Annotated in this window: 24 protein-coding genes; 7 read left to right on the top strand and 17 right to left on the bottom strand. The window is 47.4% G+C overall.

Annotated features, from left to right (window positions below; all coding sequences use genetic code 11):
- Positions 1–530: 530 nt before the first annotated feature.
- The 4 genes from C2M29_RS14490 to C2M29_RS14475 all read left to right on the top strand — a co-directional run bounded on the left by C2M29_RS14490 (position 531) and on the right by C2M29_RS14475 (position 5,505).
- Complete coding sequence (locus tag C2M29_RS14490) at positions 531–3,179, top strand: Ig domain-containing protein (protein WP_105190464.1); 2,649 nt, start codon at positions 531–533, stop codon at positions 3,177–3,179.
- 266 nt (positions 3,180–3,445) lie between these two features.
- Positions 3,446–4,159 (top strand): fatty acid metabolism transcriptional regulator FadR, encoded by a 714-nt coding sequence (gene fadR / locus C2M29_RS14485; RefSeq protein ID WP_105190463.1) that lies wholly within the window; start codon positions 3,446–3,448, stop codon positions 4,157–4,159.
- A gap of 272 nt (positions 4,160–4,431) precedes the next feature.
- Entirely contained in the window at positions 4,432–5,037 is a 606-nt protein-coding gene (locus C2M29_RS14480; protein ID WP_105190462.1) for a peroxiredoxin, read from the top strand.
- Between the two features lie 120 nt (positions 5,038–5,157).
- The gene (locus tag C2M29_RS14475) at positions 5,158–5,505 is read left to right on the top strand and encodes a 2OG-Fe(II) oxygenase (RefSeq protein ID WP_105190461.1); all 348 of its coding nucleotides are present in this window, start codon (positions 5,158–5,160) and stop codon (positions 5,503–5,505) included.
- Positions 5,506–5,533: 28 nt separating this feature from the next.
- Here the strand turns inward: C2M29_RS14475 and C2M29_RS14470 are convergent, their stop codons facing one another.
- The 5 genes from C2M29_RS14470 to C2M29_RS14450 form a co-directional block, all read right to left on the bottom strand.
- Complete coding sequence (locus C2M29_RS14470; protein ID WP_105190460.1) at positions 5,534–7,363, bottom strand: DEAD/DEAH box helicase; 1,830 nt, start codon at positions 7,361–7,363, stop codon at positions 5,534–5,536.
- Between the two features lie 332 nt (positions 7,364–7,695).
- On the bottom strand, positions 7,696–7,962 hold the full coding sequence (locus tag C2M29_RS14465; RefSeq protein WP_105190459.1) for a GrxA family glutaredoxin: 267 nt from the start codon (positions 7,960–7,962) through the stop codon (positions 7,696–7,698).
- A 100-nt stretch (positions 7,963–8,062) separates the two neighbouring features.
- Positions 8,063–8,341, bottom strand: a complete 279-nt coding sequence (locus tag C2M29_RS14460; RefSeq protein WP_105190458.1) for a peptidylprolyl isomerase — start codon at positions 8,339–8,341, stop codon at positions 8,063–8,065.
- A 10-nt stretch (positions 8,342–8,351) separates the two neighbouring features.
- The gene (locus tag C2M29_RS14455; protein WP_442792571.1) at positions 8,352–9,368 is read right to left on the bottom strand and encodes a Kelch repeat-containing protein; all 1,017 of its coding nucleotides are present in this window, start codon (positions 9,366–9,368) and stop codon (positions 8,352–8,354) included.
- 22 nt (positions 9,369–9,390) lie between these two features.
- The gene (locus C2M29_RS14450; protein WP_105190457.1) at positions 9,391–9,882 is read right to left on the bottom strand and encodes a TlpA family protein disulfide reductase; all 492 of its coding nucleotides are present in this window, start codon (positions 9,880–9,882) and stop codon (positions 9,391–9,393) included.
- 219 nt (positions 9,883–10,101) lie between these two features.
- Here C2M29_RS14450 and C2M29_RS14445 point away from each other — a divergent pair, with 219 nt between their 5' ends.
- The 3 genes from C2M29_RS14445 (at position 10,102) to C2M29_RS14435 (ending at position 11,465) form a co-directional block, all read left to right on the top strand.
- Entirely contained in the window at positions 10,102–10,548 is a 447-nt protein-coding gene (locus C2M29_RS14445; protein WP_105190456.1) for an Hsp20 family protein, read from the top strand.
- Positions 10,549–10,620: 72 nt separating this feature from the next.
- A complete protein-coding gene (locus C2M29_RS14440) occupies positions 10,621–10,962 on the top strand; it encodes a Fis family transcriptional regulator (protein WP_105190455.1) in 342 nt (113 codons plus the stop codon).
- Positions 10,963–10,976: 14 nt separating this feature from the next.
- Positions 10,977–11,465: a LabA-like NYN domain-containing protein gene (locus C2M29_RS14435; RefSeq protein ID WP_199774888.1), complete on the top strand. Its 489-nt coding sequence runs from the start codon at positions 10,977–10,979 to the stop codon at positions 11,463–11,465.
- Between the two features lie 9 nt (positions 11,466–11,474).
- On the opposite strand, the gene C2M29_RS14430 is transcribed toward C2M29_RS14435, so the two are convergent.
- The 12 genes from C2M29_RS14430 to C2M29_RS14375 all read right to left on the bottom strand — a co-directional run bounded on the left by C2M29_RS14430 (position 11,475) and on the right by C2M29_RS14375 (position 23,653).
- The gene (locus C2M29_RS14430; protein ID WP_105190454.1) at positions 11,475–11,825 is read right to left on the bottom strand and encodes a hypothetical protein; all 351 of its coding nucleotides are present in this window, start codon (positions 11,823–11,825) and stop codon (positions 11,475–11,477) included.
- Between the two features lie 164 nt (positions 11,826–11,989).
- The gene (locus C2M29_RS14425) at positions 11,990–13,171 is read right to left on the bottom strand and encodes a peptidyl-prolyl cis-trans isomerase (protein WP_105190453.1); all 1,182 of its coding nucleotides are present in this window, start codon (positions 13,169–13,171) and stop codon (positions 11,990–11,992) included.
- Positions 13,171–14,184 (bottom strand): phospholipase, encoded by a 1,014-nt coding sequence (locus tag C2M29_RS14420; protein ID WP_105190452.1) that lies wholly within the window; start codon positions 14,182–14,184, stop codon positions 13,171–13,173. Before C2M29_RS14420 ends, C2M29_RS14425 begins: the two co-directional genes overlap by 1 nt.
- 98 nt (positions 14,185–14,282) lie before the next feature.
- Positions 14,283–15,839 carry a cryptochrome/photolyase family protein gene (locus C2M29_RS14415; protein ID WP_105190451.1) on the bottom strand — a complete coding sequence of 519 codons (1,557 nt, stop codon included), beginning with the start codon at positions 15,837–15,839 and terminating at the stop codon, positions 14,283–14,285.
- Positions 15,840–15,851: 12 nt separating this feature from the next.
- On the bottom strand, positions 15,852–17,201 hold the full coding sequence (locus C2M29_RS14410) for a DASH family cryptochrome (protein WP_105190450.1): 1,350 nt from the start codon (positions 17,199–17,201) through the stop codon (positions 15,852–15,854).
- A 44-nt stretch (positions 17,202–17,245) separates the two neighbouring features.
- The gene (locus C2M29_RS14405; RefSeq protein WP_233998438.1) at positions 17,246–18,421 is read right to left on the bottom strand and encodes a type III PLP-dependent enzyme; all 1,176 of its coding nucleotides are present in this window, start codon (positions 18,419–18,421) and stop codon (positions 17,246–17,248) included.
- A gap of 153 nt (positions 18,422–18,574) precedes the next feature.
- On the bottom strand, positions 18,575–19,549 hold the full coding sequence (locus C2M29_RS14400; RefSeq protein WP_105190448.1) for a DUF4382 domain-containing protein: 975 nt from the start codon (positions 19,547–19,549) through the stop codon (positions 18,575–18,577).
- Positions 19,550–19,610: 61 nt separating this feature from the next.
- The gene (locus C2M29_RS14395) at positions 19,611–20,204 is read right to left on the bottom strand and encodes a hypothetical protein (RefSeq protein WP_105190447.1); all 594 of its coding nucleotides are present in this window, start codon (positions 20,202–20,204) and stop codon (positions 19,611–19,613) included.
- A gap of 214 nt (positions 20,205–20,418) precedes the next feature.
- Positions 20,419–21,387, bottom strand: coding sequence for a lipoyl synthase (gene lipA, locus C2M29_RS14390; RefSeq protein WP_105190446.1), 969 nt, complete (start codon positions 21,385–21,387; stop codon positions 20,419–20,421).
- Positions 21,387–22,076, bottom strand: coding sequence for a lipoyl(octanoyl) transferase LipB (gene lipB, locus C2M29_RS14385; RefSeq protein ID WP_105190445.1), 690 nt, complete (start codon positions 22,074–22,076; stop codon positions 21,387–21,389). Before lipB ends, lipA begins: the two co-directional genes overlap by 1 nt.
- Entirely contained in the window at positions 22,057–22,335 is a 279-nt protein-coding gene (ybeD, locus tag C2M29_RS14380) for a DUF493 family protein YbeD (protein ID WP_105190444.1), read from the bottom strand. Before ybeD ends, lipB begins: the two co-directional genes overlap by 20 nt.
- A gap of 154 nt (positions 22,336–22,489) precedes the next feature.
- A complete protein-coding gene (locus C2M29_RS14375; protein WP_105190443.1) occupies positions 22,490–23,653 on the bottom strand; it encodes a serine hydrolase in 1,164 nt (387 codons plus the stop codon).
- Between the last annotated feature and the right edge of the window lie 12 nt (positions 23,654–23,665).

Genomic DNA, 23,665 nt, shown 5'->3' with positions numbered 1-23,665 from the left:
TGTCTTGTGCAATTGCCAGTTTTACTCGGTGCGCTTTACAGTGAATTGGCTTTTTTTACGACACAATCAATTAGTATAAATGTCTACTACAGGCAAATCTGAAACATTAACAATATTTTTGGACCACCTATTAAAGTCTATAAAGTTGACATTAAACCAATCCAATTCTGCCGCAAAGCTTGTTAACATAAACCCTCTCAGGGCAGCTTTAAGAACAAAGCGAAGCGGAAATTTCATTTTTATTAAATGGCTTGTTAGAGTGGTACTTTAATTGGCACAATTTATAAGCAGCGAAAAAGGATGTTAATCGATGCAACTCAGACGAATACTTATCCTATATTTTCTGCTTACCTCTTCTTCTGTGCTCTCCTGGGTTTTGTATGAGCAACTTAATGCTTTGCTAAAGGCTCGGTCGAAATCATCCTAGAGCAGGGTTTTAAAAAGAAGCTAAATGTTAATACTTAATTAGATTATTACCGTATCTGTGACAGGGTAGCTGAAAGTAAAAATAACAAAAATAAGGATATAAGATGATAAGAATCGGGTTGTTAATATGGTTGCTAACTCTTTCAACTGCATCAACAGTGGTTTTTGCGAATGTGTTCACGAACATGGTGAATCACCCCAGTAAAGAGGGGGTAGCGTATAGTTTTAATGAGGGGCATTTTTATACGTTACAAGCAGATGAGAATGGTTGGCAAATGCTGGACCATACATATTTGGGTCGCTACGAAGCTGACAATCAAGTGGCTTTATACAGTGATGGCAGGGGAGCACTAGCTGCCACCGTATTTGATGTGTATTTCCTACCATTTGATGACCAAGGTGTATCTACAGGTGAGTTTCAGCATGTGTTAGATGTGCCAAGTGGAATTGGTAATTACTCTATAAAGCTGTTGCCAGACCAAGATTTGGTGCTGATACTCGGAGATACAGCTATGGTGCAGTATCAAATCGTTGGTCAGCAGGCGGTGGAAGTACAACGTTACACCCACGAAGATTTCGAACTACCTAACCATTACAGCACCCATATTCACCCTGATGGAACCTTGTTGGACTTTATAGGCAATGTTTATCCTTGGGATGGCTCTAATTATTCTGCTCCATTTAGTGTTCCTAAATTGGCTGAATTTATGATCCCCGATGTTTTGGTTTTAGATCAAAACGATGGACTTATTGTATTAAAATCATATACCAGTAATGTGGTGCGCTTTAACTGGCCACTAAGCGAAGACTCGAGTCCACAATTAATAGCCAACAATTGGGATGGGAGCAAATTCCTTGGTGTTGGTTCTCATACTGACTGGGTAAGAGTTAAGCCGAATGCATTTAGCCCATGGTTATTTGATCCTACTGATCCATTGGCAAGGATAAATAGTAACTTCACCTACCCACATTGGTTGAAGAGCTATCAAGTTATAACTGGGCAAAGGTCATACGGTAACAAGGAAGGGTTTGAAGACCGCCCTGTACAAATTAACAATGTCCTCTGGTTGGGCCCCCTAAAAATTGAACCGGTAGGAGAAACGTATCAGTTTGACTATTTTAGTACTCTTCACCTATCGAATAATGATCTGCTAGTGAATAGACGAGACAACCAAGGCTCACCAGCATGGGGAAACGACTTTCAACAAATAAGCTCTGAAATATCCTTGGGGTTGTCTCGATATACACTGAATGAAACAGGGGAGATTCAATCGAAAACTGTACTTGAGGGGCAAAGTCAAGGTAGTTGGGCACAGTTGATTATGGCAGAGCCGCTATCAAACAAAGTATTTGCCCTTGTCTTAAACCCAAATGATACCTTTGTTTATGCTCAGATTTATAAAGATGAGCAGCTATTGTCTGAGTATCCAGTATTTCAATACGGGCATTTTTTTGGGCAACCAATTCATGGAGCTGACAGTCGTCCAGTGATCTCTCCTGACAAAGCACACGTTTATTTTGAGGTGAATGAGGAGGTTTACTACTGTGACATTGAGGAGCTAACAACGCTCAATAACTGTGCTCAGATCTATGTTGAAAAGCTTACCTTTCCGCGCATCAGTGCTTACAAGGACGGAATCGTTTATTGGGGAACTCACAGGCATAAATTTATCAGCATATCTCACAATAACGACGAGTTACTTGTAGAAGATAAGTGGGCTGGAAAATTTGAAGACGGCTGCTGTGTTGAAACGGTATTTTATAACCCTGTTACAGACCGCTTGTTTGTAGATGACATGGAATTATTGCCTGACGGTAGTGTGGAGAAGTTGAACGTGCAGGCCAGACGTCCTTATTTTTATAATAAAACAACCAAACTTGCTTTTGGTTCGGGTTACAGCACCAGTGGATCATTTGGTTATGACATCAACACGGACAGCTACTATCAAGTTGAGTTTATGAATCACCTGTATCCCCAAGTCTCAGAGGGTTCCTTAAGAGCGTACTTGGGTTCTGACCTACTGGTGTTTGACAACCCCTATGTGAAAAACGGTATTGAAGTAATCAAGGCGCCATTTCTTGTTAACGTGGCAGTGGATTTCAACGAGCCTGACACCATTTATTCCTACGAGGAGTTAACACTTCCTATTTATGAGCTGTTTACTTCTGAACCTGAGTTTCAAGAAACTTGGATGCTGGCGATAGGCTATAGTAGCGAAGATAATAAAAATGCGGTGCCGAAAGATAACTATATTCGCTTTACAATTGAAAAAGCTTACTCCCTAGCCCATGACGGTAGTTTTCCCTTTAAATTAGTGACTGAACAAGGGTCATGGCGAGCCACATTTCCACTAAAAACTCAGTTGCTTAATTTAAACGAGGCGCCTGTGTTTCAAAAAGTATATGACCAACGAATGACTGTTGGCACTGAATATGAGGGAGCGTTATGGGATATCGTTAGTGATCCCGACGGCGATAATCTTATCTTTACTACAGAAGGTTTGCCAGCTGGCTTAGTGCTTGACGGCAGTTACATTTCAGGTGTGCCAACCAAAGCAGGTGATTATCTGGTTACTGTTACGGCAACTGATCCTTTAGGGCTAACGGCCCAAGTTCAGTTTTATATTAAAGTGGAAAATGCCGACTCAGACGACTTAAGCAGCTCAGGTGGTAGTTTGGGTTATCTAATCGTGTTCATGTTGATGGGAGCTCGTTGGCTGCGTCAGCAGAAAACACCACTAAAGAAGGGTTAACGGGTAGGTGCAATATGAGTTATCTATTTTGTTTTTGACTAAATATATTAGCGCCGAATAGATAAACGAGTTTTCTGTACCTGCACCTGGGTCTATGCAAGCACCAGCCAAACGCCGGGAAAAGCTGATACTTTATTATTGTCTTGTGCAATTGCCAGTTTTACTCGGTGCGCTTTACAGTGAAGTTTTCTTGTTAGTTGCTAATCATCTGGTACAATCAGTGGAATAATTAAAATTATATTAAACCGTAGTGAAGTGGACGTTAGATGAGAATTTTTAAAGCGAAAAGCCCAGCTGGATTTGCTGAGGAATACATAGTTGAGTCCATCTGGAATGGTGAGTTTCCACCAGGCTCTATTCTCCCTGCCGAGCGCGAGCTATCGGAACTCATTGGCGTGACTCGCACGACACTGCGTGAAGTATTACAACGCCTGGCTCGTGATGGTTGGTTAACTATTCAACATGGTAAGCCAACACGGGTAAATAACTTTTGGGAAACCTCGGGCCTGAACATTCTGGAGACGTTAGCACGTCTTGACGAAGATAAAATGCCGGAGCTGACCGATCAGCTGCTTTCCGCGCGCACCAACATCAGTGCCATCTATATGCGTGCGGCGATTAAAATTGATCCAGAGCGCGTAAAGGAAATTGTTGCCGACCGCGAAAGCGTTGAAGACACGGCCCAAGCCTATGCCGACTATGACTATTTAGTGCACCACCACCTTGCCAGCGCCGGAAACAACAAAATTTATGTGTTGATCCTCAACGGCTTTAAAGGCTTCTACTCTAAGATCGGTTGTCACTATTTCTCTGACCCTCGTACTCGAGAGCTGGCACGTCAATTCTATTCCGATTTGGCTGAGCTGGCCGAGAAGCAGGATCACGACGGTGCCATCACCCTGATGCGTCGCTACGGTCATCAAAGCGGTCAAATCTGGCAGGAAATTCGCGGCGATATGCCCGAAGGCATTATGGATTAATTAAAGAGCCTGCGAAAGCAGGCTTTTTTGTGCCTGGGCAGTTAAAAATTAAACAATCACTTTTTTCGATAACTGCTATCGTTAAATGCGATTGTTCTTTTGCGCATTAGCTCAGTAACATAGCGTCCAAGAATATATGTATGTATTTTAGTTGTCGGGGTTGTTTTTCATAGGCCCGCCACTATATCTATGTGCAGGAATTAATACAGGCTAGATGGCCTTGCCGTCTAAGCCGCACAGTACGATAAACTCAAACTATTTTGGAGAATAAAATGGGTGTATTAGTAGGCCGCAAGGCACCAGACTTTACAGCTGCAGCAGTGCTAGGTAATGGCGAAATCGTAGATAGCTACAACCTACACGAGACAATCAAAGGCAAGAAAGCGGTTATCTTTTTCTACCCACTCGATTTCACTTTCGTTTGTCCTTCTGAGCTAATCGCATTCGACAAGCGTTATGAAGAGTTCCAAAAGCGTGGCGTTGAAGTAATCGGTGTTTCTATCGATTCACAATTCTCACACAACGCATGGCGTAACACTGCCGTTGCAGACGGTGGTATCGGCCAAGTTAAATACGCTCTAGTAGCTGATGTTAAACACGAAATCTGTCAAGCATACGACGTTGAGCACCCAGAAGCGGGCGTTGCTTTCCGTGGTTCATTCCTAATTGACGAAGAAGGCACAGTACGTCACCAGGTAGTTAACGACCTACCTCTAGGCCGTAACATCGACGAAATGCTACGTATGGTTGACGCACTAGCGTTCCACAGCGAGCACGGCGAAGTATGTCCTGCTGGTTGGACTGAAGGTAAAAAAGGTATGGACGCAAGCCCTGAAGGTGTTGCTAAGTTCCTATCTGACAACGAAGGCGACCTATAAGGTCTTACCCTCGTTTAAAAAACCGCGCTCACGCGCGGTTTTTTTGTGCCTGCAGATTTGCCAAAACCGGCTCACAGGTAGAAGATACCGTTATTCATAACATGCTGAAGGGGGCGCATTATGCAATGGTTAAGGTGGCAAGTAGGCCGCCAATTGTCTGGATACGATAAGATGTTTTTGGCTGGGGCATTGTGGCCTATTAAGTTTGATTGCTATCTGCTGCGCTTTAAACAAGGAAGCTTTATCAAACGCCATACAGACACCGTTGAATCTGGTCGCCACTACCGCCTTAATATTGTGTTAAAAGCGGCTAATAGAGGCGGAGAGTTCGAATGTGAGCAACCTATTTACGCAAGTAGGCGTATTAAGCTCTTTAGGCCGGATATTAGCGCTCATGCTGTCACAAGAGTGGAAGAAGGCACGCGATATGTATTCAGTGTCGGCTGGATACGTAATTACGAGACATAAAAAAACCGCCCTTAGGCGGTTTTTTTTATTATTGGAAGCTTACGGCGCGACGCTCTTTGCGTGGTGCTCGGCTTTTCGCATTCGGATCACGGAAGCTGCGCTTTTTGCCTTCACTGCGTTCTGAACGCTCACGTGGTGGACGTGAATCGCGTTGTTCACGCGGCGCATTTGCTTCAGATGGGCTTAGTGTCAGCTTCATTGGGCGCTTACAGATGTACACCTTCTGGAAGTGAGCCACTTTTTCAGCCGGCATGCCCTGTGGCAGCTCAACGGTACTGTGGGCATCAAATAAGCGAATGTCGCCAATGAACTTGCTCGAGATATCCGCCTCGTTAGCAATGGCACCAACAATGTTCTTCACCTGAACACCGTGCTCGCGACCGACTTCGATACGGTAGGTATCCATAGGCGTGTTTGAGTCACGACGCTCACGGCGTGGCTTATCGCCATCACGGCGGTTGTCATCGCGACGGCGGTCACCGCGTTCGTTACGGCGCTCATTACGGTCGTTACGCTCACCGCGCTCAGGACGTTCCTTCGTGTTGATCTCTTCCACTTTCAGTGGCGTCTGCTGTTGCGCTAGGCAAAGCAGGGCAGCGGCAAGGTCGCCTTGGCTAAGTTGCAGCTTGTTACCGATAGAAGTGGCTACCTGGGCAAAGAACTCGCTGTCTTTGTGCTCAAGGGCCGCGGCAATCTTGGTTTCAAGAGCATCGATACGCTTTTGCTCAACCACTTTAGCACTTGGTAGTTGTACTTCAGCGATGTCGCTCTTGGTGTGGCGTATAATGTTCTTAAGCAGGTAACGCTCGTTACCTTTAACGAACAAGATGGCCTTACCCTGACGACCAGCACGACCGGTACGGCCGATACGGTGTACATAGGCTTCGCTGTCTTGTGGAATGTCGTAGTTCACAACCAGGCTGATACGTTCAACATCAAGACCACGAGCCGCTACGTCGGTAGCGATAACGATATCGAGTAAGCCATTCTTCAGACGGTCTACGGTGCGCTCACGGGCTTGCTGATTCATGTCACCGTTAAGCGGTGCCGCAGAGAAACCTTCGCGCTCTAGCAATTCAGCCAGCTGTACCGTGTCGTTACGAGTACGTACGAACACGATAGCGGCGTCAAACGTTTCCGCTTCCAAGAAGCGCACGATGGCTTTGTTCTTGTGTACGCGGGCTTGCCAGTAAACCTGCTCAATGGTTGATACCGTGCTGTTACGTGGCGTAATGCGCACTTGCTCGGCGTCTTGCAAATAGGTTTTACAAATTGACTGAATTTGCTTTGGCATGGTCGCAGAGAACAAACAGGTTTGCTTGTCTTCTGGCGTTTGCGCCATGATGCTTTCTACGTCGTCGATAAAGCCCATGCGCAACATTTCATCTGCTTCGTCTAGCACTAGTGCGCTAAGGCGAGATAGGTCGATAGACTTGCGGCTGATGTGATCCAACAAACGACCAGGAGTCGCGACAATGATTTGTGCGCCTCGACGCAAGGCACTTAGCTGGATACCGTAGCTCTGGCCACCGTAAAGCGCCAGGACTTCTACGCCCTTAGTAAATTTTGCATATTGCTCGAACGCTTCCGCTACCTGGATAGCAAGCTCACGAGTAGGGGTAAGTACAAGGATCTGTGGATACTTAGCATCGGCATCAATGTTGTTCAATAAAGGCAATGCAAAGGCAGCAGTTTTACCTGTACCTGTTTGCGCCATTCCCAAGACATCCTTTTTGTCGAGTAAAAGGGGAATACATTGAGTTTGGATCTCGGAAGGAGTCTCATAACCCAACTGTTCCACTGCTTTTAAGATAGCAGGAGAAAGGTGTAACGACTCAAAGGTGACTTGTTCTGACATTAAAACGCCTCGGGAATTCAAAGAGCGCGCATTGTACAGGAATGAAGCAGTAATTGCTTGTATAAATTGAAACTATTTCCTATGTGTTTGGTTTTGTATGAAATTTAATCAGTGGTATTTTCCGGATCCGGTGTAAACGGCATAAATAAAGGGTTTTCTGCCAGCCAATAAAGGGTTTTTTAAGCGCGCTGTAGAAGCCTTGAGAGCAGGATAAAAATGATGAAAATAAGGCTTTTATTGGTTTGTTTTGCGCTACGCGTGTTTTTTGAATTTTTAGCTCATTTCGTGAGCAAACAAAAACGCCACTCAGGTGAGCGGCGTTTTCTAGAAACTTACTCCTGGTATAGCCCCAGATTTGCTTTGGCATAGGCTTCAAACTCGGTAAAGCCGCCAACGTGTTTTTGGTCGATAAAGATTTGTGGCACCGTTTCACAGGGTTTGCCAGCCGATTTCTCCAAATCTGCTTTGCTGATCCCCTCTTTGATGATATCCACATAGCGGAATTTAAAATCTTCACGCTGCTCGGCGAGTTGAGTTGCTACGTCTTTAGCACGTACGCAAAAAGGACAACCATCACGACCAAAAATAACAGTTAACATAATCTCTCCAGTGCTTTTTTTAGGGTACAGGGAGCAGTGTAGCGAGCTTAAGGGCCCGGGTAAAATGCCAAAAACCGATTTACCCGTTCGCTAAAAACGATTAACTGCGATAAACGGTTTTAATCAGGTGGTAGCCAAACTTGGTTTTTACCGGACCATGCACTTCGAACAACGGTTTTTTAAAAACCACATCGTCAAAGGCTTTGACCATGGTGCCGCGTTCAAATTCTCCGAGATCGCCGCCGCGCTTTTTCGATGGACAAGTTGAGTATTGCTTGGCAAGCTTATTGAAGTCGCCGCCTTTATCGAGCTTGGCTTTAATTGCTAAGCACTCTTCTTTGCTCTTCACCAGAATGTGGTAGGCACAAGCTTTGGCCATGATATTACTCCTAAAATTTAAATCGATACGGTGTGACTTGGTCTAACACCTTTTGTTTCTCGCCAATTCCGCCGATACGATACGCGGTGCCTTCATGGGCGAGCAGGCCCCTGTGATCCATGGTCGCTTTTTCAGCATGTTCCATCCGTTGCCAGCGATTACTGGGAACGTCAAAGCGCCAGACCTGGCTTGAGGGCGAGCTAGGTTTGCCATTATACCCTATCCCGTTGTAGTTGTAGGGATTCGGCGAACCGCCGATAAACACCAGGTTGCCATTGATGGTGCCCGCCGCCATGCGATAGTGCGCCTTACCCGTGGGGTGGGCAATGCTGTGCCAGGAAACCTTGCGGGGGTCTTGTGGGTCGATAATCCCTTTAAGGCACTGTGCCTTGGCGGAAAAACCACGTCGTTTGTCGGCAAAGGCGACGGTTTTAACGCCGTCACAAACAATCATCAGGTTATCTTCAATGGCGCCGGCATGGCCAAACACCGCATCACCAAGAAAGGGGGAGGCCTGTGACCAGCTGTCTTCAGCGATATCATAAACCTGTACCAGGTTGACGTTGCCGTCGTTGTGCCAGCCGCTGATCAGATAGATGTATTGGTCGTTGTAATTTAAGGCGACACTGTCATCCACCGGCACCGGCATGCTGGCCAACTGGTGATACTGATCTTTTTCGACGTCATAGCGGTAGGCGTCCGGCACCGAGACCTCGGTGTGATCGGCGGCCACGGTATAGCCACCAAACACATAGGCATACTTACCTACGCCCACGGCGGTAGCGGCAAGACGGCCTGATAGCTGAGCCGACGCCGGAACGGGTGCCTTGGCTTGCCAGGCATGGCTGCCTAGCTTTAACGCCCATACCTTGTTATGAACATCAAGGTGCGTTTTTCCCGCTCCTAGGCCCATAAAACTGAGGAAGTAATTGCCTTGCTCGGTGCTCACCTTGGCGACCGCGTTATTGCTGACCGGCTCCGGGAGCGCCGGTAACTCTGCGGCGAACAGGGAGCCACTTAGGGCCAGACCCATAGCGGCGCAAAGCATTTTAATCATCTGATTTACCTCTTAATTTAATACCCAACTCGGTGGAGTAACCCATTGCCCGTGCACTGATAGATAAAGACTCATCAATCACGGAATAGGTTGGAAAGGCGGATATTTTATATTGCTGTGCGGTGTATTCGCTACCTAAAAGTATAGGCATTGTCAGCTGTAAATCATCGACAAATTCACGCACCTGCGCCTTGGACTGATAATCCAGGGCAATAGCGATGGCATGAACGTCGCCCCTGTCCATGGCTTTTTGTAAATTCGGCATCGACAACTTACACACCGAGCACCAGGGTGCGAAAAAATAAACCACGGTTTTTTGTCCCTGGAGCTCCCTAATACTAAAGCGCGCATCGTCGTGAAGTTGCGGCAGTGAAAAATAAGGCGCCGGGCTGTGATCGGCGGATAAAAGGTGGCGCTCCTGATAAGCACTGACCGCAAAAAAAACCACTGCTATCAGGATAAGTTGGGAAAAAAACTTCTTCATTAAAGTCCTTAAATTTCATAATGATACTTATATTAGACCGAATTTATTATAAAAAATGTGAAATTATTACCTTGAAATTAGAAGCGCGGTCCATACATCTGATTATGAGGACGCCATAAAGGGTCCCAACCAAATAGAACTTATTGATATTTATACATAAAGGTTGTTTGTTCAGCAGAAAAACAACCGCCAAATATTGCTTAAATTGAGGATATTATTATGCGTACAGTAGACCTTTCTCCACTATATCGTTCATTTATCGGTTTCGATCACCTGGCATCACTTATGGATGCGGCGGCACGCACCGATAAACAACCAAGTTACCCGCCTTATAACATTGAGGCACTGGGTAAAGATCAGTACAGAATTACCATGGCCGTAGCCGGTTTCAGCGACAGCGAGCTGACCATTGAGTCGGAGAATAACACGCTCAAGGTAACCGGGACAAAGGCCGATAAAGAATCCAAAGAAGAGCGCAAGTTTATCCACCAGGGTATTGCCGAGCGTAACTTCGAGCGCAAGTTCCAACTTGGCGACCATGTGAAGGTGTTGGGCGCAAGTTTGGAAAATGGCCTGCTGGTTATCGACTTACAGCGCGAAATTCCAGAGGCGTTGAAACCGCGAAAAATTGAAATCGGCACAGGTAAGTTACTAGAAAGTAAATAATTACTTGCCATTCTCCCTTTGGTACGCCGCCCTTTTGGGCGGCGTTTTTATTATTTCCAGTTAGGGTCTAATGTGACTAAAACAGATAAAAAGCGTGACAAACAATTACGCGACCTGCTCACCGAGATGTGTGATGGGCGTTGTAAAGCTATTACCGGCTTTTGCTGGTTAACTCATAAAATAGACTGGAAAAGCCCACAAAAGAGCCTCACACTCACCCTTGTTTTTGCAACGGACGATGAGCTAGAGACATTTTTAGCAAGTGAGACCCGCATAACGCTTGAAGACGAGCTAGTTAGAGCCCTTAAAACGATAGGGCTGAGCCCGATTAATAAGGCGAAACAGTTAGCATACGACAGTGAACAACAGTGCCAGATTCACCACCGGGGGAATTGGGCAAAACGGTTAAAATAACAAGGACTCAAAGTATGAGCACCGAACTGCCCAGCGCCGCAATTTTTGTCGATGTGCAAAATATTTACTATACCTGTCGCGAAACCTTTGCGCGCAACTTCGATTACAACGCCTTTTGGCGTGAAGTTAGCGGCCAATATCGCATTGAAAAGGCCATTGCCTACGCTATCGACAGGGGCGACAACAAGCAGCGGGAATTTCAAAATATCCTCCGTGCCATAGGGTTTGAGGTGAAGCTTAAGCCTTTTATTCAACGTGCCGATGGTTCGGCGAAAGGCGACTGGGATGTGGGTATTACCCTGGATGCCATTGAATATGGTAGCCAAACCGACACAACCATTTTACTCTCCGGCGATGGCGATTTTGACCTATTAGCAAAAAAGCTACGTGATGAAAGAAACAAACGTGTAGAAGTGTATAGCTGCGAAAAGCTTACGGCGGCATCGTTAGTAAATGCCGCAAGTTATTTTCGTGCCATTGATCCCAGTTTATTGTTGAGGTGATTAATAAGCTTAATCGTTGCTGGCCAGCTCCGCTTCGAGTTGCCGCTGCATCTGCTTCAGGGCATTGATCTTATTTCGTGCAAATTCAAGCTGCTCTTGATTGATGCCTTCACGCTCGCCCCTGGCCAGAAGTTTTTTTAATTCCGCCACCTTGTCCTTCGCGGCGCTAACGTAGGCACGTTTAAGCTCCTGTTCCTGCTGGCCCTGATGCTGCAGGTAGGCTTGATGATCGTCAAGATCTCCCTGATAGCGCAGTGTCTGCGTATTATTTTTTACGATTGGCGGCAGGTACTCGGGCGCCGAGTGTTGAGCACTAACCTCTTCTACTTTGCTGTCCAGCCTTGTCGGCTTCTTTTCCATAAGTGCTCTTGCCTTGCTGGGGTTTTGTCGTATGCCTTTGGATGTATCAGATGGCGAGCCGATTGCAGCTTCAACCTGTGGAGCCGACATAGGGCTCTCTGGATACAGCCAATAGAGCGCCATAACTGCCGTAATTATTAAGGTGGTAACTAACGTTCTATTCATTACTTTAACCCCATGCTCTTACGCCAGGCTTGGAATTGGAGCTTATACCGTGTCTTTGCCTGCTCTTTGGCGATGGCATTTATCGCCTGATAGCGAACGGTCTGTGAGTTTGCTGGATAAATGCCATATTCCTTATCCCGACTGTGAATAACCAGCCACTGGCCATTGGGTGTGCGTACCGGTCGAGAAATTGTGTTTGCCGGTAATGTAAAAGCCAATTGATAGGCAAATCCCTTAGCCTTGTCATCACGGCTAAGCTCACCCTGATGTTGGGCAAAGATATCTTCTTGATTGGCCAATGCCGCGGTAAACCCGACTTTCTTGGCTTGCTCGTAGAATGCGTGTGCCGCTTGTGCATCATTAAAACGCACGCCTTGCGCGCTCATGCGCTCAATGTAGCGAAAGCTTTGCTGATGGCGCTCATAGTAGCGGGCGATTTGTGTATCGTTGACCTCGCCCTTGAGGCGTTCGAGCTCGGAGCTTTGTCCATGCAAGGTCTGTTGGACGCCAAGCTGGCCTTGTATGGTCGGTCGTAAAATATCCGCCAAGGCAATTTGTTCCAGTCGTGACAGGCTTAGCTTGTGCTGTCTCAACTTAGCCGCAAGTTGCTTGCTTGCCTCTCGATAACTATGCCAACGCGACAGTTCACCCATAAGTACCTCTATATCTCCACGATGCAGACGAAATCTAATTTGCATCGACATACTTTGATAAAAGTCACCAAGACTAAGCGCTTTTAATTGTTCGTTTTCAGGTAATAGCTCAATGGCGTTCAGTTGCTCAAGTCTGTCATTGTTTAGCTGGCCATTGCTAGGGTAGTTGCCAAGGGTTTGGCGTAGCCAGTCGGCATTCCAAGAAGGGGAGCTGGGCAGTTCCGGCAGGGTGCTTGGGTCAAGCCAGGTATGAACTTGCCAGGCGTTAAGCAGATAACGGCGGACATGGTATTGGTTATCAAACCCCACCTCGGCCTGGCGCAAGAGCAAATGAGGAAACGTTTGCTGCGCTTGCGCTAACAAAAATGCATTCTCCACAAGGCGCTCTGAGCTTTGCACAGCTAATTCCGTGCTTTGTTGCTGGTAAAGAGTACGCATAAAAGAAATTTCTTCAGGCGTGGGCAGTTGCGCATAAGCCCAAGAAGATAGGCCTAAAAGGCCTATCAAAATAATGGTACGAAGACCCATTAATGCTGCTCCATCGCATGATTTAGCAGGTGCACCACCATGGCGATAGCATGAGGGATCACCAGACGACCTATGGCCACGCGATCATAATGGTCTTCTGAGTTCAACACTATGCCGCCCTGGGCGTAACTAAATGCCCCACCCTGGGTTAGCAGTGGACGGATATCCTGACTTTGCGGGTCGAGGGCAGAAAATGAGGCCATGGCGTTGGAAACCAAAGTAAAGTCATTGAGTTGCTCTTGATCATAGTAGTCATTAACCCAGCTTTCCCAACTTGAGTGATTCAATGCCGAGGTGGTCCAGGTGTGATGCGGTTGCAGTAAATCCGTGGTGTGAAATACAAACCCTAATACTTGAGGGTTGCCGCTTTGCAGGTAGCTTTGGTACCAGTACTGACCCAGGTTATCAATGGGCTGGAAGGGCATTTCCTCAAAGTCATCATACATGCTGTAGGTGGAGTAGCTGTCGATGCGATAGTGGGCTTCGGTGACCCCATAGGTGTTGTATTGACTGCTGTCGCCAAACCAGCCGCTGGCGCCACCCTGACCGTCATCCAGGTAGTCGCCTTGTAACCAGGTGGCCGCCATGTTGTCTATATCACCCCAGACGGTGAGCTTTTCATAGTTATAGCCACCAAAGTCATTACCGTGCACATCCGCACCTTGGGTGTGATTTTGAAAGTGCCAGTAGCTGGTATATTTTACAATGCTTTCGGCGGCTCCCCAGACTGGAGCCTGGACACACGAACCCGACATGGCACCGCAAAAGAAGGTGTCTTCGAAATCATCCACATCGTATGCCGCCTGGCCCAGCAGTTCGGCCAAGGCAGCCACCGACATATTGTGCTGTTGTGCGTATTGTTGCAATTTTGCATAGGCGGTGCTGCTTTGGTTTTGCTGCATATAGGCAATGGCATCAAGCACAATGCGCTTATGGGTTTGCTGGCTATATGCCTGCGCATCAGTCGAAAGCGCGGCGATAAAAAGAGCGCCGACAAGAAGGGGCTGTTTCATTCTGTTTCCATTTTAGTGTTAAAACAGCCTGTATTTAAATTGTCGCGCCTTACAGTTTGGTTACTAAATTGTTAACTTTTGGTTCTTTTTTTGTGTCTTCATAAATCATCAACATTGTCTATACACCACTGCGCTCTATCAAGCACGGCCTGACGGGCTTCATCGGCTTGCTTATCCCAGTTTCGGTATATCATGCCAATGCGGTGGTTATTGCCAAAGCGCGCTCTGTGTCTGTGTAAAAAGTGCCAGTAGAGACTATTGAGTGGGCAGGCGAGGTCAGTGGTTTTTTCCTTGACCTTATAATGGCAGTTTTGGCAGTAATCACTCATTTTATTGACGTAGTTGCCGCCGGCGCAGTAAGGCTTGGTGGCAATAATACCGCCGTCAGCGAATTGGCTCATGCCCCGGGTATTAGGCATTTCTACCCATTCGATGGCATCGACATAAATTCCCAGGTACCAGGCATCCACCTGATCCGGATCAACGCCCAGCAACAGACAGAAGTTCCCAGTGATCATCAGTCGCTGAATATGATGGGCATAACCATAGTCCAAGCTTTGGCCAATGGCCTGTTCGAGGCATTTCATTTTTGTCTTGCCGGTCCAAAAAAACGCGGGCAGGGCATGATCGGCATCAAGGGTATTTTGTTTTGCGTACTTTGGCATATTCAGCCAATAGATGCCCCTGACGTATTCACGCCAACCTAAAATTTGCCTGACGAAGCCTTCAACTTGCGCAAGGGTGATCCCTCCTTCAGAGTCATGATATGCCTCTATTGCTGCGTTGATGACTTGCAGTGGGTGGAGGATTTTTGCATTGAGTACAAAAGAAAGCCGACTATGGTAAAGGGACCACTTGTTATCAGTTTGGCAGGTCATTGCATCCTGAAAGGTGCCAAACAAAGGCAGTAAATGGTGGCAAAAGTGCGCCAGCAGCTGCATTGCTTGGTGTCGCGTCACTGGCCAAAGTAGGGTGTCCCCGCCGTGACCTAGGGTGGCAATTTGGTGGCGTTCAATACGTTGTCGAATGGCTCTTACATCATTGTGAAAACAAAGTGGTGGCGGCACATGCTCGATGTCTTCGGGCTTGAGCTTATTGCGGTTGTCTTTATCGAAATTCCATTGCTCTCCCAGCGGCTTGCCGTTTTCCATCAACACATTGAAGCGCTTGCGCATCTTACGATAAAACTGCTCCATGGTGTGGTGAGTATCCGCCAGGAAATAGTCGCTTAACTCCTCAAAGCCCAACATAAAATGTTCACTGTCGTAGCCTGTGATTAAAACATCACCCAAATCAAGCTCAGTAAATTGTTCGCGCAGCCTAAATTCATCCGCCAGCTGATAACTGAAACGCTCTGCCTGAAAGTGACATACATAGTGCTTTATTAGAGCGTCGAGTGTATTAAACTGCTGGGTGTCGTCTAGAGTCAGGTGTAGGACCTGATGCCCAGCTTGGCTAAGGGCTGCGGAAAATCGTTCCATCGCCGCAAAAAAGCACATGATTTTTTGAATATGGTGCCTGGTGTAGTGCATTTCTTGATGCAGCTCAGCAATGATGTAGAGCACATCATCTCGCTTGGTTTTAAACCAGGAATGATTGGCGTTAAGTTGGTCACCCAAAATTAGCCGTAATTCTTTGTATTGAGTCTGTGTCATAAATGCGCCTGGTTATTCTTTTGGCCAGCCCACGTAGTCGGATTCTGCGAGATCAACACTGCGTGCTTTGTAATGTTTTATGAACTCACCGTCTGGGTCGAACATCTCAGTTTGTTTGGATATATTGAAGTGCCTGCCACCTCGAGGATCGGCACCCACTCCCGCGATGTATTGCCAATTGCCATAGTTGCTGGCTACATCATAATCAATCAAGTGATGCTCGAAATACGCGGCGCCGTATCGCCAATCAAGTTCCAATTCATTGACAAAGCAACTGGCGACAATCTGGCGGCCCCGGTTGGACATCCAGCCGCTGCTATTGAGTTGCGCCATAAGTGCATTAACCAGGGGATAGGACGTGTTACCATTACACCATGCTAGATATCTTTGTGCGTAAAAGCTAGTTTGCGGTGGCGTGTCGCTCAGCCCTTTAAACGTAAACAAAGATTTGCCTTGCTTGAGTGCCAACCATTGAAAATATTCGCGCCACAGTAGTTCGAAGTAGATCCAGTAGGTTGATTCATTCGCACCGCACCGGCGCTCGTAAGCAAGTAGGGAGCTATATACCTGGCGAGCACTCAAAGAGCCATTTGCCAGCCAGGGAGAGAGCCCGGTGGAGAACTTTTCCCCATGCAGAGCGTTGCGGGTTTGCTTGTAAGAGCTGGCAGCTCGGGTGCTGAAATAGCCCTTAAGAGCTTGGATGGCGCTGTTGTTAAACCAAGGCTCTGGCAATAACTCGCCAGTAGATTCCAGGCTGTAACTCGGCAAGTCGCAGGGCACAGATTTGGGCAGGGCAATGGGCTTTTGCAGAGTTGGCTCGATAGCCACTGACTTTTCCGTCTTTTTGCGAAACTGACTAAACGTCGCCGGTGTAGCCGATCTAGCAAAAGGTAACTGCTCGGCGGTAAACAACGTGTGGTTATTGGCATGCCAGAAGCAGATATATGGCAGGCGTTGTTTGAGTGTTTTTACCGTGCTTATTTCTTCCCAGCCATGCTGGAAAGCAATGCCTATATCAGTGATCCGATACGCCTTAACTAGCTGAGTGAGTTGCTCTATGCGCGTAATACGGTGAAGGGAATGATCATACTCCGCCAGTTGTTTTGCTAAATCCGTTAATGACGCCTGAGTGAAAATACCCACGGGTTCCCCCTGTTGCTGGGGTGGGTAGCCTGTGTGTGGATATGATGCTAGCGCCCTTAGTGGGCAATAGATAAAAATAATCTGTCCACAACGGGCACTTAATAAGCGCAATAAGGCATTGTCCTCCACTCGGAGGTCGTTAGTAAACAGGTATAGGCCAATTCGCATAGTGATCACAGACAAGGTGTTAGAGCCGATAGATACGTATGCGGATGGCATGTGGATCTCTGCCGATAATTCGGCAGAGATTCAGCTGAGAGCGGTTAACCGACCTGAGCAACCATGTGCGATGGCTGCAGGCTGATCAAGGTGGCCTTAGCAAAGAAGTTAAACTCGGTGCTGGTGGTCCAGGTATAGGCACCCATATTATCGGTAAACACCAAATCCCCATCCTGCAATGCCGGTAGCAGACAGTGATCGCTGATCACATCAATGCTGTCACAGGTCGGTCCGGTTAACACACAAGGTTTTAGATCTTCATTATCCAGACTATAAAAGCGCTGCTCAGGCTCACCGTAAACACGACCACTAAAGGCGCCATAGACGCCATCGTCCATGTAATACCAGGTGGTGCCACCACGTTGACTTTGGCCCATCACGCTCATGACATGAGTCATCGCCGAAGCAACAATAAAACGTCCTGGTTCGGCGATAAACTGTACCGTGTCTGGCCAGCTTGCCAATGCCTCGCGTATTGGTGCGCAAAATTCATTAATATCAACAGGCTGTCCCGAGTAGCTTACCGGAAAACCACCACCAATATCCAAGGTATTCATGGCTCCTAAACCTGTTGAAACGGCGGCCTCGAAGACCATTTTGCACTGTTCAATAGCATGCACATATTTGCCGGCATTCATGGTTTGCGAGCCTACGTGAAACGACAAACCGCGTACCCGTATTCCTAACTCTTTTGCACGTGTCAGAAGCGGTAACGCGTCACAGGTTGCGACCCCGAATTTTTTCGACAAGTCGGCGGCCGCATCTTTATTGGGAAAGCTCAAGCGCAGCAATAGCTCAACCTTGTCGCGATAGGGCACAAACTTATACAGTTCATTCTCGCTGTCAAACACGAAGGTAGTACAGCCAAAATTAAGGGCATGCTCTATGTCACTAATACGTTTGATCGGATGCGTATGTATTACCTGTGCAGGTGATACACCGGCCTGAGCTACTAGGTCCACCTCGCCATTAGTGGCCAAATCAAAACAGCCACCGAGCTCATTTAATGTATGTACCACATCAAGATGAGGTAAGGGCTTAAGTGCGTAATGCAAGGCAACATTGGGCAATGCATTGGCCAGCTGTAAATAATTTTCACGCACCTGGCTTAGGTCAAGCACCAGTAATGGGGTGCCGTGTTGCTTAGCAAGCGCAGTGCATAAAGAAAGGTGCTCGTTGTTTGTAGCAAAAGGCTGAGCAAAGGTAGAAACCGACATCATAACTCCAAAAGTTAATTTGGATAGTTACTCTTTCGCCTTGGCAAGAATGCTGTACTAGGATTGGCTATCTAATAAAAAGTGGCGCAATAATAGCCAAATTATTGCGCCACGCAAGCTAATTTTTAAAAAATTTTATCGCTTTATTTCAGCCGCTTATTCAGCGATATCGAAAGTAACGTTGGCGTCTTCACCCGCTACTACAGTTACGTCTTGGATAGAGTACAAGGTAACTGCTTCATCAAGTACTTCCGCATCATCGATGTGAGCCGCACAAGTGTAGGCAAGCTTGTAGCTGCCAGCAGCAACGAAGCCGATTTCGAACTCGTTCATACCGGTTTCTTCGTTCATTACCACGTTAGCCGTTGCAATAGGCGCGTCGGCAGGTGAAACTTCACCGTCTACGTAAAGATCTTTAGGCTCAACAACGTCACCGCTGTACAGATAAACCGCGTGACCAAAAGCACCTGTTTCTGGAGCGATGTCTAGGTTGTCGGTTTCACAGTTCGCCATCAAGGTTTCTGATACTGTGCCTTCGATGTCTTCAACCTCGGCAAGGTTTTCAAGACGGATACCGGTAGGCTTAAGGTTAACCTCTTCGCTGTTGCTAGGATCAACCAGTGACTTTTTCAGGTCGAACTCAAGAACGAATTCGTTTTCGCCTACTGCCAGGGTAAAGTCGTTGATTTGGATCTCACCGATGCCATCGTTGTTTTTACGGTTAACGACTAAAGGAGCTACGGTATCGTCGTTGTAAACAACGTGAGAAGTCATTTCGATATTGGCTTCATCACCGTTAACGATATTGGCACGCAACCACTGGTATTCACCCGGCGCTACTACTTCGTCGTTGATAAGGCCGAACACATCGCTACCAGTGAATTCCATAAGGTTAACCATCACAGGTTCACCTTCTGCGGTACGGGTTTCGAAAGTTGGGCGCTCGCCGTCGGCGGCATTGATGATGATGCTATCGAAAGCAACCCATACTGCTTTTACATTGCTAACCGGCGCATCCGATACACCTAAGGTGAACTGGGCCGTCATAGGTTCATTGTTATCGTCACTCGAACCACCACAACCGGTTAGTAAGGTTGCGGAAATGGCCGTAGCTAGTAGTAGTTTTTTCATAGTTTTTGATTCCCTTTGTTTGCAGTATCTTCGAGCTTAACAAACTTGCCTGAACAGGCATTTAACAAGCATTGGTCAATGATTGATAAATATGCTGAAAATGCAGCTTGTGTTGCTCAAAAAGGTACCGCCTTAGTTCTCTTTTATTCTCATTGGCGATAAAAGTGACGGCAACAAAGTTATCTTGCTGCCGAGTCTTTTTAAGCTCTAGCGGTAAAGCATCATACTGGGGCAAAATAAGGTTAGCCATCGCACTTTGAGGTGGATTTTTAACTGAAGTGATATCGATCACGGCACCGGTTGAAGATAAAGAGCGCACTGGCCAAAGTCGCCCCTGTTGGTCGCGCAGGGAAATGCCTTCGGGGTTGTCAAAGCGCCAACTACGGTGGATGCCTTGAGCCTCGAAGATTTCCGGGGCGCCGAGCTGGGGCTGAATATCGTTACTTTCGGTAAGGCTGAGGCTTAGAGGAAACCACAGCTCAAAATGGCCGATCTCGGCGAGCATATACAAGCCCGGATTATCAAATAAGGGCGCTACGTAGTCGGGGAGCGTGGAACGCAAAGACAGGCCGGCCCCGCCTAGGTTGTCATTATCTAATGGCTTTTCACTGAACAACTGCTGAAAGAAAGCCACTTCTTGATCCGTAAACTCCATGGATAATCCTCTGCGCACCGATTACGACTGTTAACAAAAAGATGCAAATGCTGGCGCAATGTAGCAAAATAGAACCAATGTTTAAAGATTAAACAAGCATATAGCCGTGCGAAAATGCACAGTCGAGATAAGTGTAGGAGGTCGAGGGAATTGTGACAACCGTGTATCTATAATAGGCACGGACTTGCATTGCACAAGGCCGTGCTGCAATAGATTACTTAACTTCTTTACCCGCCGCTTGCTGGTCGGCATGGTAGCTGGAGCGAACAAACGGTCCACAGGCAGCATGAGAAAAGCCAATCTCGTCGGCATATTCTTTCAGGGCATCAAATTCCTCGGGTGGCACGTAGCGCTTAACCGCAAGGTGGTGCTTCGAAGGCTGCAGATACTGACCCACGGTCAACATATCGACATTGTGTTCACGTAAATCACGTAACACTTCTTCGATTTCACTCATTTCTTCGCCCAGGCCAACCATCAAACCGGACTTGGTACGTACTTCTGGGTGTGCTTCTTTAAAGCGACGCAGAAGCTCTAGCGACCATTTATAATCGGCACCCGGACGCGCTAGCTTATACAAGCGTGGCGCGGTTTCCAAGTTGTGGTTAAATACGTCCGGCGGCGTTTCACTTAAGATCTCAAGTGCACGCTCCATACGGCCACGGAAGTCGGGAACCAAGATTTCAATGGTAATCCCCGGGTTATGTTTGCGAATCTCACGAATACAATCGGCAAAGTGCTGTGCACCGCCATCGCGTAAGTCGTCGCGGTCAACCGAGGTGATCACCACGTAGCTTAGTTTCATGTCCTTGATGGTCAGAGCAAGTTTTTCCGGCTCTTCGGCATCGGGCTTAAGCGGGCGGCCGTGTGCCACATCGCAAAATGGGCAGCGGCGGGTACAGATGGCACCCAAGATCATAAAGGTCGCCGTACCATGGTTAAAGCACTCGGATAGGTTAGGGCAGCTCGCCTCTTCACACACCGAATGAAGGCCATGTTTACGCATGGCTTGCTTAATACCATCGATGCGTTCGTTTGACTTAGGCAAACGGATCTTTAGCCATTGAGGCTTGCGCAGCATTTCTTCTTTTTCGGTCGGCAAGACCTTTACCGGGATCAATGCCATTTTTTCCGCGTCACGAAGCTTTACGCCCGGCTCCATACGTACAGATGATTTTGTCATTATTTCGCTAAACCTTGTTGGTACTCAACCTGTGCCGGGTTGAGTCGTTTAATTAATTGCTGCACCAGCCCTTGTCCGGCGCTCTCTACGTTTTCTGGACCGCCTAAGTCTTTACATTGCACCATCTGCAGGCCTGCGTAACCACAGGGGTTGATGCGTAAAAATGGACCTAAGTCCATATCGACATTTAAGGCTAGACCGTGGAAGGAACAGCCACGGCGTACGCGCAGGCCTAACGAGGCAACTTTTGCTTCATTCACGTAGACACCTGGGGCATCTTTTTTGGCGTAGGCCTCGACGCCATATTCTTTCAGGCAATCGATAATGCTTTCTTCCAGCCAGGTTACCAGTTCACGAACGCCAATTTTTAGACGACGTAAGTTAAACAGGACATAAAGCATTTGCTGGCCCGGACCGTGATAGGTTACCTGACCTCCGCGGTCGACCTGAACCACAGGAATGTCGCCTGGCATCAGCAGGTGTTCTTCCTTACCTGCTTGGCCTTGGGTAAAAACGGGATCGTGTTCGACCAGCCAGATTTCATCGGCGCTTTGCTCATCGCGCTGGTCGGTATATTCCTGCATGGCATGCCAAATGGGCATGTATTCTTGGCGTCCTAGCTGGCGAACAATTAGATTACTCACTATCTGGGTGTCCTCGGTAGTGCCATTAAAGCACGTAGCGGACATGCTCAAGGCTGCCCAGCTCAGTGTAGATAATTTCGATGTGTTCTTTTGACGTTACGGTCGCAATCAAGGTGACCGATTCGTAGTTACCCTTACTACTGGGCTTGGTTCTTGGCGCATAGTCGCCAGGAGCATGCTCTTGCATAACTGTAAGTACTTGCTCAGTTAATTCTACGTTAGCAAGGCCCATCACCTTAAAGGTAAATGGACAAGGAAACTCTAGAAATTCATCAAACTTGGTGTTTTTAACCGGCTTGACCATAATGCTTGACCCTCATTTACAGCACAGGACGCAGACAAACTAATGGGTTCATTAGTTCATAATGGGGCATATTCTAGCATTTTTTAGCGCAAAAAAAACGCCCCTCAATAGGGGCGCTTAGTCTGGATTGTGTCAGCTGTAAGTATATTTCTACTTACTCAATGATTTGCAAGCGTAAGTAATCGTAGATCTTGCTGAAAAAACCACCTTCTTCAACGCCTTCCAGGGTTACCAATGGGTAGCTGGCAATGTCTTCACCGGCCAGTTGTAGGTATAAGGTACCAACCTTAGTGCCTTTCGCCAGTGGTGCTTCCAATGTGGTATCAAGCTCAAAATTCGCTTCCAGATTCTTTTGTTGACCACGTGGAATAGTGATTGGTGTATCTTCTAAAATACCCAGTGAAACGGTTTCCTTATCGCCCATCCAAATACGCTGGTCGGCAAATTTATCACCGGCTTGATACGGGGTAATGGTTTCAAAAAAGCGGAAGCCGTAGTTAAGTAGCTTTTTGCTTTCTACCTTACGCGCACGCTCAGAGCTGGTGCCCATCACCACGGCGATCAAACGCATATCGCCCTTGGTCGCAGAAGACACCAGGCTGTATCCGGCATCATCGGTGTGACCGGTTTTAATACCGTCAACGTCTAGGCCCTGATCCCAAAGCAAGCTGTTACGGTTGAACTGCTTAATACCGTTATAGGTAAAGTCTTTCTCTTTATACAACGCATACTCGTCTGGTACGTCACGAATTAACGCGGCACCCAGGGTCGCCATATCGCGCGGGGTAGTATAGTGCTCGTTGGTATCCAAGCCGTGGCTGTTGATAAAGTGGCTGTTGCTCATGCCCAGCTTTTGGGCGTGCGCATTCATTAAATCGGCAAACGCCGACTCGCTGCCGGCGATGTGCTCGGCCATGGCCACACAGGCATCGTTGCCCGATTGAATAATGATGCCGCGGTTTAGGTCTTCAACACTGACCTGCTTACCGACCTCGATAAACATTTTCGATGACTCGGGGAAGTTCTTTGCCCAGGCATTTTCACTTACCGTCACCATGTCGGTGGGCGCGATGTTACCGGCGGCGATTTCTGTGCCAATCACATAGCTGGTCATCATTTTAGTCAAGCTGGCCGGCGCCAGTTTAGTGTCGGCTTCGCCCTCGGCGATCACCTTGCCGGTGGTGAAGTCAACCAGGAAATAACCCTTGGCATTAACCTCAGGAGGAGCGGGAATAATTTGGGCGTTAGCAGTAAAAACGGCGCTAGCACATAGCAGTCCACTTAAGCCTTTGAGAAGAGAATGTTTAATTGATTTCATTATGCTTGTTTA

This window comes from Pseudoalteromonas sp. T1lg48 (assembly GCF_002964785.1).
Lineage (GTDB): Bacteria > Pseudomonadota > Gammaproteobacteria > Enterobacterales > Alteromonadaceae > Pseudoalteromonas.
This window is presented reverse-complemented; position numbering and strand designations above follow the sequence as displayed.